The organism is Bradyrhizobium sp. SZCCHNS1050 (assembly GCF_032484785.1).
Classification (GTDB): domain Bacteria; phylum Pseudomonadota; class Alphaproteobacteria; order Rhizobiales; family Xanthobacteraceae; genus Bradyrhizobium.
This window is the reverse complement of record NZ_JAUETR010000001.1, coordinates 1324959-1339339: the sequence shown is the minus strand read 5'-3', so window position 1 is coordinate 1339339 and position 14381 is coordinate 1324959. Positions and strand designations below refer to the sequence as shown.

At 66.2% G+C, this 14381-nt stretch carries 13 protein-coding genes; 5 read left to right on the top strand and 8 right to left on the bottom strand.

All coding sequences use genetic code 11. The annotated features are described in order from the left end of the window. Window positions 1–94: 94 nt before the first annotated feature. The 6 genes from QX094_RS06180 to QX094_RS06155 all read right to left on the bottom strand — a co-directional run bounded on the left by QX094_RS06180 (window position 95) and on the right by QX094_RS06155 (window position 5076). Window positions 95–1519: a homospermidine synthase gene (locus QX094_RS06180; RefSeq protein ID WP_316186083.1), complete on the bottom strand. Its 1425-nt coding sequence runs from the start codon at window positions 1517–1519 to the stop codon at window positions 95–97. Window positions 1520–1592: 73 nt separating this feature from the next. After that, window positions 1593–1982 (bottom strand): RidA family protein, encoded by a 390-nt coding sequence (locus tag QX094_RS06175; protein WP_315716538.1) that lies wholly within the window; start codon window positions 1980–1982, stop codon window positions 1593–1595. Window positions 1983–2079: 97 nt separating this feature from the next. Beyond that, window positions 2080–2232 carry a hypothetical protein gene (locus tag QX094_RS06170; protein ID WP_316188222.1) on the bottom strand — a complete coding sequence of 51 codons (153 nt, stop codon included), beginning with the start codon at window positions 2230–2232 and terminating at the stop codon, window positions 2080–2082. Then, a complete protein-coding gene (locus QX094_RS06165; RefSeq protein ID WP_315825450.1) occupies window positions 2229–2822 on the bottom strand; it encodes an N-acetyltransferase in 594 nt (197 codons plus the stop codon). The genes QX094_RS06170 and QX094_RS06165 overlap by 4 nt, the downstream gene beginning before the upstream one ends. A 176-nt stretch (window positions 2823–2998) precedes the next feature. Further along, complete coding sequence (locus QX094_RS06160; RefSeq protein WP_315716540.1) at window positions 2999–4141, bottom strand: type III PLP-dependent enzyme; 1143 nt, start codon at window positions 4139–4141, stop codon at window positions 2999–3001. Window positions 4142–4815: 674 nt separating this feature from the next. Beyond that, on the bottom strand, window positions 4816–5076 hold the full coding sequence (locus QX094_RS06155; protein ID WP_315716541.1) for a hypothetical protein: 261 nt from the start codon (window positions 5074–5076) through the stop codon (window positions 4816–4818). 132 nt (window positions 5077–5208) lie between these two features. On the opposite strand from QX094_RS06155, the gene QX094_RS06150 reads away from it, so the two are divergent. From QX094_RS06150 to QX094_RS06135, 4 genes are all read left to right on the top strand, one after another. Then, window positions 5209–7290 carry a M3 family metallopeptidase gene (locus QX094_RS06150; RefSeq protein ID WP_315716542.1) on the top strand — a complete coding sequence of 694 codons (2082 nt, stop codon included), beginning with the start codon at window positions 5209–5211 and terminating at the stop codon, window positions 7288–7290. Between the two features lie 10 nt (window positions 7291–7300). Then, window positions 7301–7936: a DUF1007 family protein gene (locus tag QX094_RS06145; RefSeq protein WP_315825478.1), complete on the top strand. Its 636-nt coding sequence runs from the start codon at window positions 7301–7303 to the stop codon at window positions 7934–7936. Then, complete coding sequence (locus QX094_RS06140) at window positions 7933–9087, top strand: nickel/cobalt transporter (protein ID WP_316186085.1); 1155 nt, start codon at window positions 7933–7935, stop codon at window positions 9085–9087. Before QX094_RS06145 ends, QX094_RS06140 begins: the two co-directional genes overlap by 4 nt. A 376-nt stretch (window positions 9088–9463) precedes the next feature. Then, window positions 9464–10405, top strand: coding sequence for a transposase (locus tag QX094_RS06135; protein ID WP_315751903.1), 942 nt, complete (start codon window positions 9464–9466; stop codon window positions 10403–10405). 77 nt (window positions 10406–10482) lie between these two features. Here the strand turns inward: QX094_RS06135 and shc are convergent, their stop codons facing one another. Both shc and QX094_RS06125 read right to left on the bottom strand, forming a co-directional pair. Continuing rightward, a complete protein-coding gene (gene shc, locus QX094_RS06130; RefSeq protein WP_316186086.1) occupies window positions 10483–12537 on the bottom strand; it encodes a squalene--hopene cyclase in 2055 nt (684 codons plus the stop codon). Window positions 12538–12751: 214 nt separating this feature from the next. Then, complete coding sequence (locus QX094_RS06125) at window positions 12752–13159, bottom strand: MAPEG family protein (RefSeq protein WP_315716545.1); 408 nt, start codon at window positions 13157–13159, stop codon at window positions 12752–12754. Between the two features lie 95 nt (window positions 13160–13254). Between QX094_RS06125 and hemH the strand changes: the two genes are divergently transcribed. Beyond that, entirely contained in the window at window positions 13255–14307 is a 1053-nt protein-coding gene (gene hemH / locus QX094_RS06120; RefSeq protein WP_316171310.1) for a ferrochelatase, read from the top strand. Window positions 14308–14381: the final 74 nt, after the last annotated feature.

The following is a 14381-nucleotide window of genomic DNA, read 5'->3' as shown; positions in this document are numbered from 1 at the left end:
CTTGCCCCGGGCATCCACGTCGTTCAACTGCGCGGCTTCGTGGATGGCCGGGTCAAGCCCAGCCATGACGGAGGAGGGAGTGCGGCCCAGCCAGTCACCGCACCAGGATGTTGCGGAACTGCCAGGGATCCGACGTGTCGATATCCTCCGGGAAAAGCCCCGGGCGGTCGTTCAGCGGGGTCCAATCCGTGTAGTAGCCCTTCACCGGGCCGAGATAGGGCGACTGGATCTCCAGGCAGCGGCGGAAGTCCATCTCGTCGGCCTCGACGATGCCGGCGGTCGGGTTTTCCAGCGCCCACACCATGCCGGCGAGCACGGCGGATGACACCTGCATGCCGGTCGCGTTCTGGTACGGCGCGATGCGGCGGGTCTCCTCGATCGAGAGCTGCGAGCCGTACCAATAGGCGTTCTTGCCGTGGCCGTAGAGCAGCACGCCGAGTTCGTCGATGCCGTCGACGATCTCGTTCTCGTCGAGGATGTGCCACTTTCCCTGCATCTTGCCGGTGGCGCCGAAGATCTCGTGCAGCGACAGCACCGCGTCATTGGCCGGGTGATAGGCGTAGTGGCAGGTCGGGCGGTACACCACCTTGTCGCCGTCGCGCACGGTGTAGTAGTCGGCGATCGAGATCGACTCATTGTGGGTCACCAGGAAGCCGTATTGCGCGCCCGGCGTCGGACACCACGAGCGCACGCGGGTATTGGCGCCCGGCTGCAGCAGATAGATCGCGGCACCGCAGCCTTCGCTGTGGCGGCGGCCGTTCTCCGGCATCCATGTCTCGTGCGTGCCCCAGCCGAGCTCGGCCGGCTGCATGCCCTCCGAGACGAAGCCCTCGACCGACCAGGTGTTGACGAACACGTCCATCGGCTTCGGATTCTTCGAGCGCTGCGTGTCGCGCTCGGCGATGTGGACGCCCTTGACGCCGAGCTTCTGCATCAGCTGCGCCCAGCCCTCGCGGCTCTTCGGCTCGACGATCTCGGTGTTGGTGTCCTTGGCGATGTCGAGCAGCGCCTGCTTGACGAACCAGGACACCATGCCGGGATTGGCGCCGCAGGTCGAGACGGCGGTGGTGCCGCCGGGGCTTTTGCGGCGGGCAGCCAACAGCGTCTCGCGCAGCGCGTAGTTGGAGCGCTGCTCGACGCCCATCTGCTTGTCGAAATAGAAGCCGGCCCACGGCTCGACCACGGTGTCGATGTAGAGCGCGCCGATCTCGCGGCACATGGTCATGAGGTCGACCGAGGAGGTGTCGACCGACAGGTTCACGCAGAAGCCCTGGCCGCCGCCTTCGGTGAGCAGCGGCACCAGCAGCTCGCGGTAATTGTCGCGGGTCACGCCCTGCTGGATGAAGCGGACGCCATGCTTCTTCGCCAGCGCGCCGTCGTCATGCGGATCGATGATGACGAAGCGGCTCTTGTCGTAGTCGAAATGGCGTTCGATCAGGGGCAGGGTGCCCTTGCCGATCGAGCCGAAGCCGATCATCACGATGGGGCCGGTGATCTTCGCGTGGATCTGCGAGCTCATGAATGGTTCTCCGCGAAAGGTGCGTGGGATGGATGGATTCAGGCGGCGCGCCGCCCTCGGATGCCGCGCCGCGTTAGCGGCTGCGGCGCTTGGCGGTGACTTCGATTTCCACCTTCATCTCCGGCTTGAGCAGCGCCGCGACGACCAGCAGCGTTGCGGCGGGGCGGATGTCGCCGAGGACTTCGCCGCAGACCGCAAAATGGGCATCGGCGTCGTTGACGTCGGTCAGGTAGTAGGTCGCGCGGACGATATCGGCCATCTCGAAGCCGCCCTCCTGCAGGGCAGCGGCGATGGTCTTGAAGCAGTTGCGTGACTGGCTCGTGACATCGGCCGGCATCGTCATGGTGGTGTAGTCATAGCCGGTGGTGCCGGCGACGAAGGCGAAGTCGCCATCGATGACGGCGCGGCTGTAACCGGCGGTCTTCTCGAACGGTGATCCGGTAGAGATCAGGCGGCGGGACATGGCGGACCTCGTGGGGGGATTTTTCGGGGGTTAAAGAGCTTTTGCTGCACCTGCGCAACCCCTGGCGGGGCGGGCAGGACGCGGCCTGCCGGCATGCCTAACGCGGGTGGGTGACGTCAGGTCCGGCGGGCGGCGTGCTGGACCAGCGCCTGACCACGATGTCGCGGACGATCATGATCCCGAGCAGGATCAGCAGGAGCGTCGGCAGCAGTGTCCGCCGCTGCGGCGCTGTCGCCGCCCTGGTCTTCACGCTGCGCATCGCAGCGGCCGCTCGCGACGCGAGCGGCGGGCCTTGCGTTCGGCAGCGCCGGTCGCGACGATCATGCCCGACGCGCCGTCCAGCGCGCCTTCGACCAGCTCGAGCCCGAGCAGCCGCGCGCGTTCGAACGGGCCGGGCAGCTCCAGCGCGGCGGTCTGCGCGACCGAGAAGCCGAAGCGGGCGTAATAGGGCGCATCGCCGAGCAGGATCACGGCGCCATGGCCGCGCGACGCCGCGATCATCAGCGCGGCATTCATCAGTGCAGCGCCAACGCCGAGACGGCGCGCCTCGGCCGCGACCGCCAGCGGCCCCAGCATCAGCGCGTCGCGTCCGCCGGCGCTGACGTGCCACAACCGCAGCGTTCCCACCAGCGCGCCGCCGCGCACCGCCGACAAAGCGAGGCCCGCGGCGGGCGCGCGTCCGTCGCGCAGGCGCTGGCAGGTGCGCTCATGGCGATTCTCGCCAAAGCACAGGTCGAGCAGCGTCTCGCGCGCTGCGACGTCGGAGGCCCGTTCGCTGCGGATCACGAACGGAGCGGCAGTCCGAGAGGGCGCAGTCGAAGGGATGCGAAAAGCGGTCATGGCACGTCAGTCCCCGGCCTGCGCGGCAAGCCTTCGCCCGCGCGCAAACACGTGATGTCAGGTTGAAGGTGACGATCTATCGCTCCCTCCCCCGCTTGCGGGGGAGGGTCGGGGTGGGGAAAGCCCCACCCGAGGCTCTTGCCCGTCTCACCCGCGCGCGGGCGAGGGCCGCCGGATCAGATGTGATAGGTCTTCAGCGGGGGGATGCCGTTGAAGGCCACCGACGCATAGGTCGACGTATAGGCCCCGGTCCCCTCGATCAGCACCTTGTCGCCGATCGAGAGCGTCACCGGCAGCGGATACGGCAGCTTCTCGTACATCACGTCGGCCGAATCGCAGGTCGGGCCGGCGAGCACGCACGGGGTCATCTCCGCGCCCTCATGCGGGGTGCGGATCGCGTAGCGGATCGACTCGTCCATCGTCTCGGCGAGGCCGCCGAACTTGCCGATGTCGAGATAGACCCAGCGCAGCTCGTCCTCGTCGCTCTTCTTCGAGATCAGCACCACTTCCGACTCGATGATCCCCGCGTTGCCGACCATGCCACGGCCCGGCTCGATGATCGTCTCCGGGATCTGGTTGCCGAAATGCTTGCGCAGCGCGCGGAAGATCGAGCGGCCGTACTGCACGACCGGCGGCACGTCCTTCAGGTACTTGGTCGGGAAGCCCCCGCCCATGTTGACCATGGTCAGGTTGATGCCGCGCTCGGCGCAGTCGCGGAACACCGTCGAGGCCATCGCCAGCGCGCGGTCCCACGCCTTCACCTTGCGCTGCTGCGAGCCGACATGGAACGAGATGCCGCACGGCTCCAGGCCCAGCCGCTTGGCCAGGTCCAGCACTTCCACAGCCATCTCCGGATCGCAGCCGAACTTGCGCGACAGGGGCCATTCGGCGCCGGCGCAATCGTACAGGATGCGGCAGAACACCTTGGCGCCGGGCGCTGCGCGCGCGATCTTCTCGACCTCGGCGGCGCAGTCGACCGCGAACAGGCGGATGCCGAGCGCATAAGCGCGCGCGATGTCCCGCTCCTTCTTGATGGTGTTGCCATAGGAGATGCGGTCAGGCGTCGCGCCGGCGGCCAGCGCCATCTCGATCTCGGCGACCGTCGCCGTGTCGAAGGAGGAGCCGAGCGAGGCGAGCAGCGACAGCACTTCCGGCGCCGGGTTGGCCTTGACCGCATAGAACACGCGGCTGTCCGGCAGCGCGCGAGCGAAGCTCATGTAGTTGTCGCGCACGATCTCGAGGTCGACGACGAGACAGGGCTCGTGGTCCAGACCTTCCTCGCGGCGGTTGCGCAGGAATTCCCGGATACGTTCGGTCATAGCACCCTCCAAACGGCCCCAGCGACGGAGACCCGTTCAAAATGATCCCGACACGGGTGCCTTGGCGTTGCCGCCCGATGGAAAGGCGACAAAACCTCGAACCCGTAGCCGAATTGTGCTGCCGTGGATTGGTTGGGAATTTCCCGCCCGCACACCTGGCAATGAAGGACAAGCCTTTTCAGTAGCCCGCGCCGGCTTTGGACTGCCGGTAGAGACCAAAAAAGCCCGATCCGTCGTTGCTTTAAGTCGCGTCCCCCGTTGAGAGCGGGGTGCGCCGGTTCGCCTCCGGCTGCCAGTCACGGTTGCAAAAGATGGGGTGACCTTCAGCGGCATCTCTTGAGAGAGATGCTGGGCTCTGGAGCATGACGATCTCGATCATGGTGATCTTGATCGCAACGATCCGAGGGCCCCTCGGTTCCTCATCCCTTGGCGGCTGTCCGGCCTCTTGTCCGGATACCTACCGACTGACACACGACCACAGGCACGTGCGAAATTGGGCAGAAGCGGAAATAAGCGTTTTGAATTTCGTTCGCAAGGAATTTTTGGGCGCCGGGAAAGATTTCCCTAATCTGTGCTTACGCGACACACATGCCGCGCTGATGTCTGAACGAACGTTAAGCGAGCTTAAACTTTCGTAACGCGCTCACGCTTGCAGGACAGTGTTTTTACGCTGTTCACGCGCGCCTGGTGAACGGCTCGATGCGCTGCGCGCCGCGGATGAAGCCGATCATCACGAACACGCCGATCGCGAACAGCACGGCCTGAACGATGTGCGCGCCGCCATCGCCGAGCCCGAACAGAATCGCGAGCGCCCAGCCGCCGGCGAAGGCCGCACCGAACACTTCGGCACCGATCAGGATCGCCGCCGAGATGACGGTGATCACGGTCGGCCAGGCGATCTGGCGGCCGGCTTTGGAGGTGGTCTCTGCGTTCATGGTCCAGGGTCCTGTTGCGGGCCGCAATCTCTCCGAAAAGGCCCGGCCCTTCAAGGGGAAATGACCCAAAAAGAGCCAGCTCCATGATATGAGGGGCGCATCGAACTTCCGGGAGAGGACGGACCCCAGCCGATGTCAGACACCACCGCTGTGATCGACGCCCAGACCAATCCGCTGCTCGTGGCCTGGGAGACCCCGCACCAGACACCGCCCTTCGACGCGATCAAACCCGAGCACTTCCTGCCGGCCTTCGAGCGCGCCTTCGCCGACCACGCCGCCGAAATCACCGCGATTACCCATGATCCGGCCGAGCCGGACTTCGCCAACACCATCACGGCGCTGGAGCGCTCGGGCAAGCTGCTGTCGAAGGTCGCGGCTGTCTTCTACGATCTGGTGTCGGCGCATTCCAACCCGGCGATTCTGGAGATCGACAAGGACGTGTCGCTGCGGATGGCGCGGCACTGGAACCCGATCATGATGAATGCCGTGCTGTTTGGCCGCATCGCGCTGCTCTACGACAATCGCAAGGACCTCAAGCTCACCGGCGAGGAGCAGCGGCTGCTGGAGCGCACCTACACCCGCTTCCGCCGTGCCGGCGCCGGCCTCTCGGACGACGACAAGGTGCGGATGGCCGAGATCAACGAGAAGCTCGCCCAGCTCGGCACCACCTTCAGCCATCACGTGCTCGGCGACGAGCAGGACTGGTACCTCGAGCTCGGCGAGGACGACCGCGCCGGCCTGTCCGAGAGCTTCGTGGCTGCCGCCAAGGCTGCGGCGGATGAGCGCGGCATGCCCGGCAAGGCGATCGTGACCCTGTCGCGCTCGTCGGTCGAGCCGTTCCTGCAGAGCTCAGGCAGGCGCGACCTGCGCGAGAAGGTGTTCAAGGCCTTCACCGCGCGGGGCGACAATGGCAATTCCAACGACAACAACGCCGTCATCGGCGAGATCCTGTCCTTGCGCGAGCAGGCCGCCAGGATCATGGGCTTTCCCAACTTCGCCGCCTATCGCCTCGAGGATTCCATGGCGAAGACGCCGGAGGCCGTGCGCGGGCTGCTGGAGCGCGTCTGGAAGCCGGCGCGCGCCAAGGCGCTGGCCGATCGCGATCAACTGCAGGAGATGATCACGGCGGAGGGCGGCAACTTCAAGCTCGAGGCCTGGGACTGGCGCTATTACGCCGAGAAGCTGCGCCAGGCGAAGGCCAACTTCGACGACGCCGCGATCAAGCCGTATCTCTCGCTCGACAACATGATCGCGGCCGCCTTCGATTGCGCCACCCGGCTGTTCGGCATCACCTTCGCCGAGCGCAAGGACATCCCGGTCTGGCATCCGGACGTCCGGGTCTGGGAGATCAAGGACGCGGGAGGCCGCCACAAGGCGCTGTTCTATGGCGACTACTTTGCCCGCTCGTCGAAGCGCTCCGGCGCCTGGATGACCTCGCTGCGCGACCAGCAGAAGCTCGACGGCGACACCGCGCCCTTGATCATCAACGTCTGCAACTTCGCCAAGGGGGCCGACGGACAGCCGTCGCTGCTGTCGCCGGACGATGCCCGCACGCTGTTCCACGAGTTCGGCCACGGCCTGCACGGCATCCTGTCCAACGTGACCTATCCGTCGCTGTCGGGCACTGCGGTGTTCACCGACTTCGTCGAGCTGCCGTCGCAGCTCTACGAGCACTGGCAGGAGCGTCCCGAGGTGCTGCAAACCTTCGCGCGCCACTACCAGACGGGCGAGCCGCTGCCGCAGGACCTGCTCGACCGCTTCCTGGCCGCGCGCCGCTTCAACCAGGGCTTTGCCACCGTCGAGTTCGTCTCCTCGGCGCTGATCGACCTCGAGTTCCACACCCAGCCGGCGGCGGCCTCCAAGGATGTTCGCGCCTTCGAAAAGGCCGAGATGGAGAAGATCGGCATGCCGCCCGAGATCGCGCTGCGCCACCGGCCGACCCAATTCGGCCACATCTTCTCGGGAGACCATTATGCGGCGGGCTATTACAGCTACATGTGGTCGGAGGTGATGGATGCGGATGCCTTCGGCGCCTTCGAGGAAGCCGGCAACATCTTCGACCCGGCGGTCGCCAAGCGGCTCCACGACAATGTCTACGCCTCCGGCGGCTCGGTCGATCCGGAAGCGGCCTACATCGCCTTCCGCGGCCGCGAGCCCGAGCCCGACGCGCTGCTGCGCCGGCGCGGCCTGCTCGACGTTGCCAAGGCGGCTTGAGATGAAGGGGATGGCGCTGGTCCGGTTCGTCCTCGCTGCGCTGACGCTCGTGCTCGGCGCGAGCGCGGCGAGCGCCCATCCGCATGTCTGGGTCACCGCGACCAGCCAGCTGCTCTATGCGGCCGATGGCTCGGTGACCGGCGTGCGGCACGCCTGGACCTTCGACGACATGTTCGCGACCTATGCGCTGCAGGGCCTCGAGACCAAGCAGAAGGGCGTCTACACCCGCGAGGAGCTGGCGCCGCTGGCGCAGACCAACGCCGAGTCGCTGAAGGAATATGCCTACTTCACCTTCCTCAAGGCCGACGGGCGCAAGCAGAAGCTCGAGGACCCCGTCGACTATTACCTCGAATACAAGGACACCAAGCTGACCCTGCACTTCACCCTGCCGCTGAAGGCGCCGGTGAAGCCGAAGCAGCTCCAGGTCGAGGTCTACGATCCCAGCTATTTCATCGATTTCCAGATGGCGGAGAAGGATCCCGTCACGCTGGTCAGCGCTCCCTCGGGCTGCAAGTTCGGCCTGGTGAGACCGAGCGACGGCGGCTCCGTCGCGCAGACCATGAACGAACAGACATTCCTGAGCGGCGGGGCGAACGCCAATTTCGGAATGAATTTCGCCAACAAGATCTCAGTGGAATGTCCATGACACCTCGCCCCAGCTCCGCTCGACCGCTCCTTACCTGCGCCGCGATCGTCGCTGTGCTCGTTGCCGCCGACGCCGCCTCGCATGTGCTGCTCGCCAAATCGCCGTTCGGCGCACCGGCGGAGCCACAGGTCGGCGGCATCGTCGGCTGGCTGCTCGCGAAGCAGTCGGAGTTCTACCGGCAGATGTCGGGGGCGATCCGCTCGGCCAAGCAAGATGGCTCGGCGGTGTGGTGGCTGCTGGCGATCTCGTTCGCCTACGGCATCTTTCATGCTGCGGGCCCCGGCCACGGCAAGGCGGTGATCGCGTCCTATCTCGTCGCCAACCAGGAGACGGCGAAGCGCGGCATCGTGCTGTCGTTCGCCTCGGGCCTGATGCAGGCGCTGGTCGCGGTCGCCATCGTCGGGATCGGCGCCGTGCTGCTCAACGCCACCGCGGCCAGCATGTGCAGCGCCGAGAAGGTGGTGGAGATCGCGAGCTACGGCCTGATCGCGCTGCTCGGCGCGCGCCTGGTCTGGGTCAAGGGCGCGGCGTTCCTGCGCACCTGGCAGCCGGCGGCGCCGGCTCTGGCGCTCGCTGGCGCGCCCGCGGCTGCCGTGGCGCAGTCAGCCCATGATCATGGCCACGCGCATGATCACCAGCATCGTGAGCATCACCATGATCACCACGGTCATGACCATCATGGACACGATCATCATAGCCACGATCATGCTCATGCGGTGGCGCATGATCACGTCCATCATGATCACGTCCATGGCGACGATTGCGGCTGCGGCCATTCCCACGGCCCGGCGCCGAGCGAGCTCGCCGGACCCGGCGGCTGGCAGCGCGGCTTCCAGGCGATCTTCGCCGCCGGCATCCGGCCGTGCTCGGGCGCGATCCTGGTGCTGGTGTTCGCGCTGGCGCAGGGCCTGTTCTGGGCCGGCGTCGCCGCGACGTTCGTGATGGGGCTCGGCACCGCCGTGACGGTCGCGACCATCGCGGTGCTCGCCGTCGCCGCCAAGGACGTCGCCCGCCGACTCAGCGCCGGCCGCGAGGGCGGCGGCGCACTGATCATGCGCGGCCTCGAATTCGGTGCCGCCGGCCTCGTGCTGCTGTTCGGCGCCGGCCTGCTGCTCGGCTACATGGCGGCCGAGCGCACCACCTGCTTCTGATCGGATCAGGCTGAGCCGCCGCTTGTCGGCCTCCATTTCTGTTCCGGCGGAATGGATGAACCCGGCTGCGCGGGGCATGACAGTGGTGGAGTGGCCACGATGGCACAACAAGTGTCGTCCCGGGCTTGACCCGGGACCCATACTCCGCGGCCGTGGTGGTGGGCGAACTGCCAACTACGCGCCTGCCTCAAACCACTCCCGGTAGTTATGGGTCCCTGTGTCTGGAAAGTCTGCCATGATGATGGTGGGCGGGAAGCCGTTGGGTCCTTGGCGCTAGACGCCGTGAGCCGGCTCGGTCTCCCGCCCGTTCCATTTATCAACCTGAACAGTTGCACGAGGCTGCGCCAACAGACCTCGCATCACAGGGACAGGCACCGTGATCGTACCTTTTCGTTGCGTCGGAATCGACGTTTGCAAACCCTATCTCGATATTTTTGATGAAGCCGTGGGGGCGCCGGAGCGCATCGCCAACGGGCCACAGGCCATCACACAGCTGGTGGCGCGTTGGGGATGCGATGTTCTGGTGGTCTTTGAGGCCACGGGTGTCTACGACCTCGAACTGCGCGAGGCCCTGCGTCGGGCGGGCATCCGCTTTGCGCGGATCAACCCGGCTCGAGCTCGCGATTTCGCCCGCGCCAGCGGCCAACTCGCCAAGACCGATCCGATCGACGCGCGAACGCTGGCAGCCTTTGGGCGCGCCATGCAGCCAGCCACCGAGCAGGCCATGACGCCTGCCCAAAGCGCCCTCGCCAGGCTTGCAAAACGGCGGGATCAACTGGTTGCCATGCGCGCCCAGGAAAAGAACCGCCGCAGCGAGGCCGAGGACCGCGCCATGGCCGAACGCATCAGCCGCCTGATCGAGGTCCTCAATGACGAGATCGTCGAGATCGAGGCCGAGATCAACGCGCTCATCAAAGCCGAGCCGGTGCTTGCGGAGCAGGCACAGCTGATGCGCTCCGTGCCCGGTGTGGGACCCGTCGCCTGCATGCAACTCATCACCCAGATGCCGGAACTCGGCCATCTCGGGCCAAAGGAGGTAGCCGCTCTTGCGGGCCTGGCTCCCTTCAATCGCGATAGCGGGGCGTATCGTGGCAAGCGCAAGATCGGCGGCGGCCGGAAGCGTGTCCGCGACGCCCTCTACATGGCCGCCCTCAACGCCGTCCGCCGCGCCGATCGCTTCAAGATCTTTTACAACCGTCTGCGCCAAGCCGGTAAACCCGCCAAGCTCGCCCTCATCGCCGTCGCCAGGAAGCTTCTAACCATCCTGAATGCCATGATGCGCGACCGAAAACCTTATGCGATCACTCCATCAACATAACAGTTGCCGGGTCAAGCCCGGGACGACAGCGGTGGGCGTGGCTTGCAGCTTCCAAGATGGCGTGCTGCTAATCGCGCCTACCCATGCCCCTGCGGCCGCAGCGCGCGGCCCAAGGCCATCAGCGGGAAGTAGTGGCGGTACATGCCGTAGCGGAGCATGAAGGCGCGGGACAGCTCCGGGCCCTGCATCAGCCGCTCCTGCAAAGAGGGATCGGTCAGCTTGATGGTCTGGCCGACGCCATAGCCGGGGAAGCCGGTGCCGGTGAATTCCGGCTCGTCCCAGGTGCCGGCCGACTGGCGCTCGACCAGCCACATGCAGCCGCGCTCGATCGCCTCCTTGTCCTGCGGACGGTTGGCGGCGAGCAGGGCCATCAGCGCCCACGCCGTCTGTGACGCCGTGGTGGTGCCGCGGCCGACCGCGCTGACATCCATGTAGGAGGCGCAGCTCTCGCCCCAGCCGCCGTCCGGCTGCTGATGCGCGACGAGCCAGTCGCAGGCGCGGCCGATATAGGGTTGCGTCATGTCCTCGCCGATCGCGGCCAGCGCCGGCAGCACCGCGCCGGTGCCGTAGACGTAGTTGACGCCCCAGCGGCCGAACCACGGGCCGCTCGGCTCCTGCTCCCGTCGGATGTAGTCGAGCGCGCGCACCATGGCGGGATGATTGCGCGAGATGCCGAGCTTGCCGAACGCCTCGACGATGTGGGCGGTGACGTCGACCGACGGCGGATCGAGCGCCTCGCCGTAGTCGCAGAACGGGATCCTGGTCAGGATCTTCTGGTTGTTGTCCTTGTCGAACGCGCCCCAGCCGCCGCCCTCGCTCTGCATGCCGATCAGCCAGTCGACGCCGAGCTGAATCGCCTCGTCGATGCCCTTGGCCTGCCACTTCGGATCACGGCGCAGCGGCGCCAGCGCGATCAGCGCCACGGCGGTGTCGTCCGTGTCGGGATAATAGTTGTTGGCGTATTCGAACGCCCAGCCGCCGGGCTTGACGTGCGGCAGCTTCATCGACCAGTCGCCGGGCACGCGGACCTGGCGGTCGAGCACCCAATTGACCGCCTTGTCGACGGCCTCGGGGTAATCGCCGAGCACGCCGGCATCGTCGAAGGCGAGCAGGGTCAGGATCGTGTCCCACACTGGACTGTTGGTCGCCTGGATGTAGGTGGCGTCGCCGACATCGACTCGCCAGCCGGGATCGTTCAGGGCATCGAGGCCCTTGGCGAGAACGGGATGATTGAGCGGATAGCCCTCGGCGTAGAGCGCCATCAGGCCGTAGATCCAGGGCGGCTGGATGCCGCCCCAGGCGCCGTCGAAATCCTGGTGGCGGATCATCCATTCCAGCACGCGGCTGGTCGCCGCCGGGCGGAACAGGCCGAGATTGAGCTTGTTGCCGAGGTTCTGCAGGGCATGCAGCACCTTGTCGGCGCCGCGGAAGAACTTGTCCCAGCCGCCGGCATTGGCCTTGACCGGCAGCTCGTAGTCGAACGCGTTGCGCCCATGCGGAAACAACGCGTCCAGCCGGTTCTCGAGCGGCAGCGGCCGGCTCGGCCGCCGCGCCGACAGCACCGCGATCGGCATCAGGGTTGCGCGTGCCCATTGCGCGAAATTGTAGATCGAGAACGGAAACCAGAGCGGAAACCAGATCACCTCGGGCGGGATGTTGGGGGTCTTCTCCCACGGCCATTCGCCGATCAGCGCCAGCCAATAGCGCGTGAACACGCGAATGTTGCGCAGGCCCCCCTTGGCTTCGATCCATTCGCGGGCGCGGCGCACCGGCGGCTCGTCGTCGCGGAAGCCGAGCGAGCGCAGCGCGGCATAGGCCTCGACGGTCGCGTTGATGTCGCCATTGGGGGCGCCGAAATAGACCTGCCAGGCGCCGTCCGGGCGCTGGCTGTCGAGCAGCGACTGGCCCAGGCGCTTGCGCAGCGGATGCTCCTCGAGCCCCATGAACCACAGCGCCAGGCACCATTGCGCCTCCATGCAGGCGTTGGATTCGGCGCGGCCGACCCAATGACCGTCGGGCTTCTGGTTGGCGATCAGCCAGTCCGCGGCCGCCCGCACCGTCGATTGCAGGGCGGTCTGGTAATTTCCCGGGTCGCGCGGCGCGCGCGCGGGGGCCGAGCTGGTCAAAGTCATCACGATCCCTCTGGCGGCCTCACAGTGCCGCTGCGGCAGTCCAATTCACTCCGCCCTATAGGGAATTTCGCCGTCAAATCCAATCAACTGGCCGCAGCAGACCGGATCAAAGGAGAAACGAATGGCGTACAGACGGAGGCCGCATGGCCGTTTTGGTTAGCATCCGGATGGGCATGGAGATGTGACGCTTCTCACGCCCGGAAACTGGGCCCACTCAAACCGGCAGGTATTGGCGCAGCAGGGGCAGGAAGAAGATCGCGACGGTGATCAGGAACCCGATCGCCCACAGGATCGAGCGCAGCGACGGCCGGTTGCCCACGTAGGTCAGCACATAGGCGGTGCGCACGATCACGAACAGCACCGACAGCTCGTTGATCAGGTTCTGCGGCGCGCCGCGGAACTCGGCCAGCAGCACCGCCGCGGCAAAGAACGGGAACGCCTCGATGCCGTTCTGATGGGCGCCCAGCGCCCGCTCGCGGATGCCGCCGGCGTAGAAGGCGGGATCTCGCGGCCGGGCGTTGTCATAGCGCCCGCCACCGTCGACGCTGATCCATTTCGCCGGCACGATCGTTAAGAGATAGAGCATTACGCTGGCGAAAATGCACAATTCGGCAATCGTCATGGCTCCTCCAGCCCGATGACAACAGTGAAATGGCCCTTATCTTGACAATGTCGAAACAAGCCGCCAAGCCACGCCCTTCAGCAGTCACGGGCATCATGACCGCCGCCATCTCTCTGGACAATGCCAGGCCTGTCGACGTCAGGCCGTTGCCGGCCGCGAGCACGTCCCGCGTCGGCGTGCTGCTGGTCAATCTCGGGACGCCGGATACGGCCGACGCCGCCGGCGTGCGGGTGTATCTGAAGGAGTTCCTGTCCGACCGCCGCGTCATCGAGGACCAGGGCCTGTTGTGGAAGATCATCCTCAACGGGATCATCCTCAATGTCCGGCCGCGCAAGAAGGCGAAAGACTACCAGTCGATCTGGAACACCGAGAAGAACGAATCGCCGCTGAAGACGATCACCCGCGCGCAGAGCGAGAAGCTGGCCGCGAGCCTGGCCGACCGCAGCCACGTCATCGTCGACTGGGCGATGCGCTACGGCAATCCGTCGATCAAGGCTGGCGTCGATGGTCTCATGGCCCAGGGCTGCGACCGCATCCTGGTGGTGCCGCTCTATCCGCAATATTCAGCCGCGACCTCGGCGACCGTGTGCGACGAGGCGTTCCGCGTGCTGACCGAGCTGCGCGCGCAGCCGACGCTGCGGGTGACGCCGCCTTATTACAACGACGACTTCTACATCGAGGCGCTGGCCGTTTCGATCGAGGATCATCTGAAGACGCTGGCGTACAAGCCCGAGCTGATCGTGGCCTCGTTCCACGGCATGCCCAAGGAATATGTCGACAAGGGCGATCCCTATCGCGAGCAGTGCGTCGCCACCACCGAGCTGCTGCGCAAGCGGCTCGGCATGGACGACACCAAGCTGCTGCTGACCTTCCAGTCGCGCTTCGGCTTCTCGGAGTGGCTGCAGCCCTATACCGACAAGACCATCGAGAAGCTCGCCAAGGACGGCGTCAAGCGCATCGCCGTGGTGATGCCGGGCTTTGCCGCCGACTGCCTGGAGACGCTGGAGGAGATCTCCGGTGAGAATTGCGAGATCTTCAAGCACAATGGCGGCGAGGAATTCTCCGCCGTACCGTGCCTGAACGACAGCGCGCCCGGCATGGAGGTGCTGCGGCAGCTCGTGCTGCGCGAGCTGCAGGGCTGGTTGTAAACGGCTGGCTCTGAGCCGTCGGCGGTATTGCCGGCCCGCTAGGTGAGCCGCCCGCCGGCGCAAGGCGGACGGCC

Bases quoted from the DNA above. Each gene is read 5' to 3' on its own strand.
- QX094_RS06180 (WP_316186083.1), bottom strand. From the start codon at position 1,519: ATGAGCTCGCAGATCCACGCGAAGATCACCGGCCCCATCGTGATGATC.
- QX094_RS06175 (WP_315716538.1), bottom strand. From the start codon at position 1,982: ATGTCCCGCCGCCTGATCTCTACCGGATCACCGTTCGAGAAGACCGCC.
- QX094_RS06165 (WP_315825450.1), bottom strand. From the start codon at position 2,822: ATGACCGCTTTTCGCATCCCTTCGACTGCGCCCTCTCGGACTGCCGCT.
- QX094_RS06160 (WP_315716540.1), bottom strand. From the start codon at position 4,141: ATGACCGAACGTATCCGGGAATTCCTGCGCAACCGCCGCGAGGAAGGT.
- QX094_RS06155 (WP_315716541.1), bottom strand. From the start codon at position 5,076: ATGAACGCAGAGACCACCTCCAAAGCCGGCCGCCAGATCGCCTGGCCG.
- QX094_RS06150 (WP_315716542.1), top strand. From the start codon at position 5,209: ATGTCAGACACCACCGCTGTGATCGACGCCCAGACCAATCCGCTGCTC.
- QX094_RS06145 (WP_315825478.1), top strand. From the start codon at position 7,301: ATGGCGCTGGTCCGGTTCGTCCTCGCTGCGCTGACGCTCGTGCTCGGC.
- QX094_RS06140 (WP_316186085.1), top strand. From the start codon at position 7,933: ATGACACCTCGCCCCAGCTCCGCTCGACCGCTCCTTACCTGCGCCGCG.
- shc (WP_316186086.1), bottom strand. From the start codon at position 12,537: ATGACTTTGACCAGCTCGGCCCCCGCGCGCGCGCCGCGCGACCCGGGA.
- QX094_RS06125 (WP_315716545.1), bottom strand. From the start codon at position 13,159: ATGACGATTGCCGAATTGTGCATTTTCGCCAGCGTAATGCTCTATCTC.
- hemH (WP_316171310.1), top strand. From the start codon at position 13,255: ATGACCGCCGCCATCTCTCTGGACAATGCCAGGCCTGTCGACGTCAGG.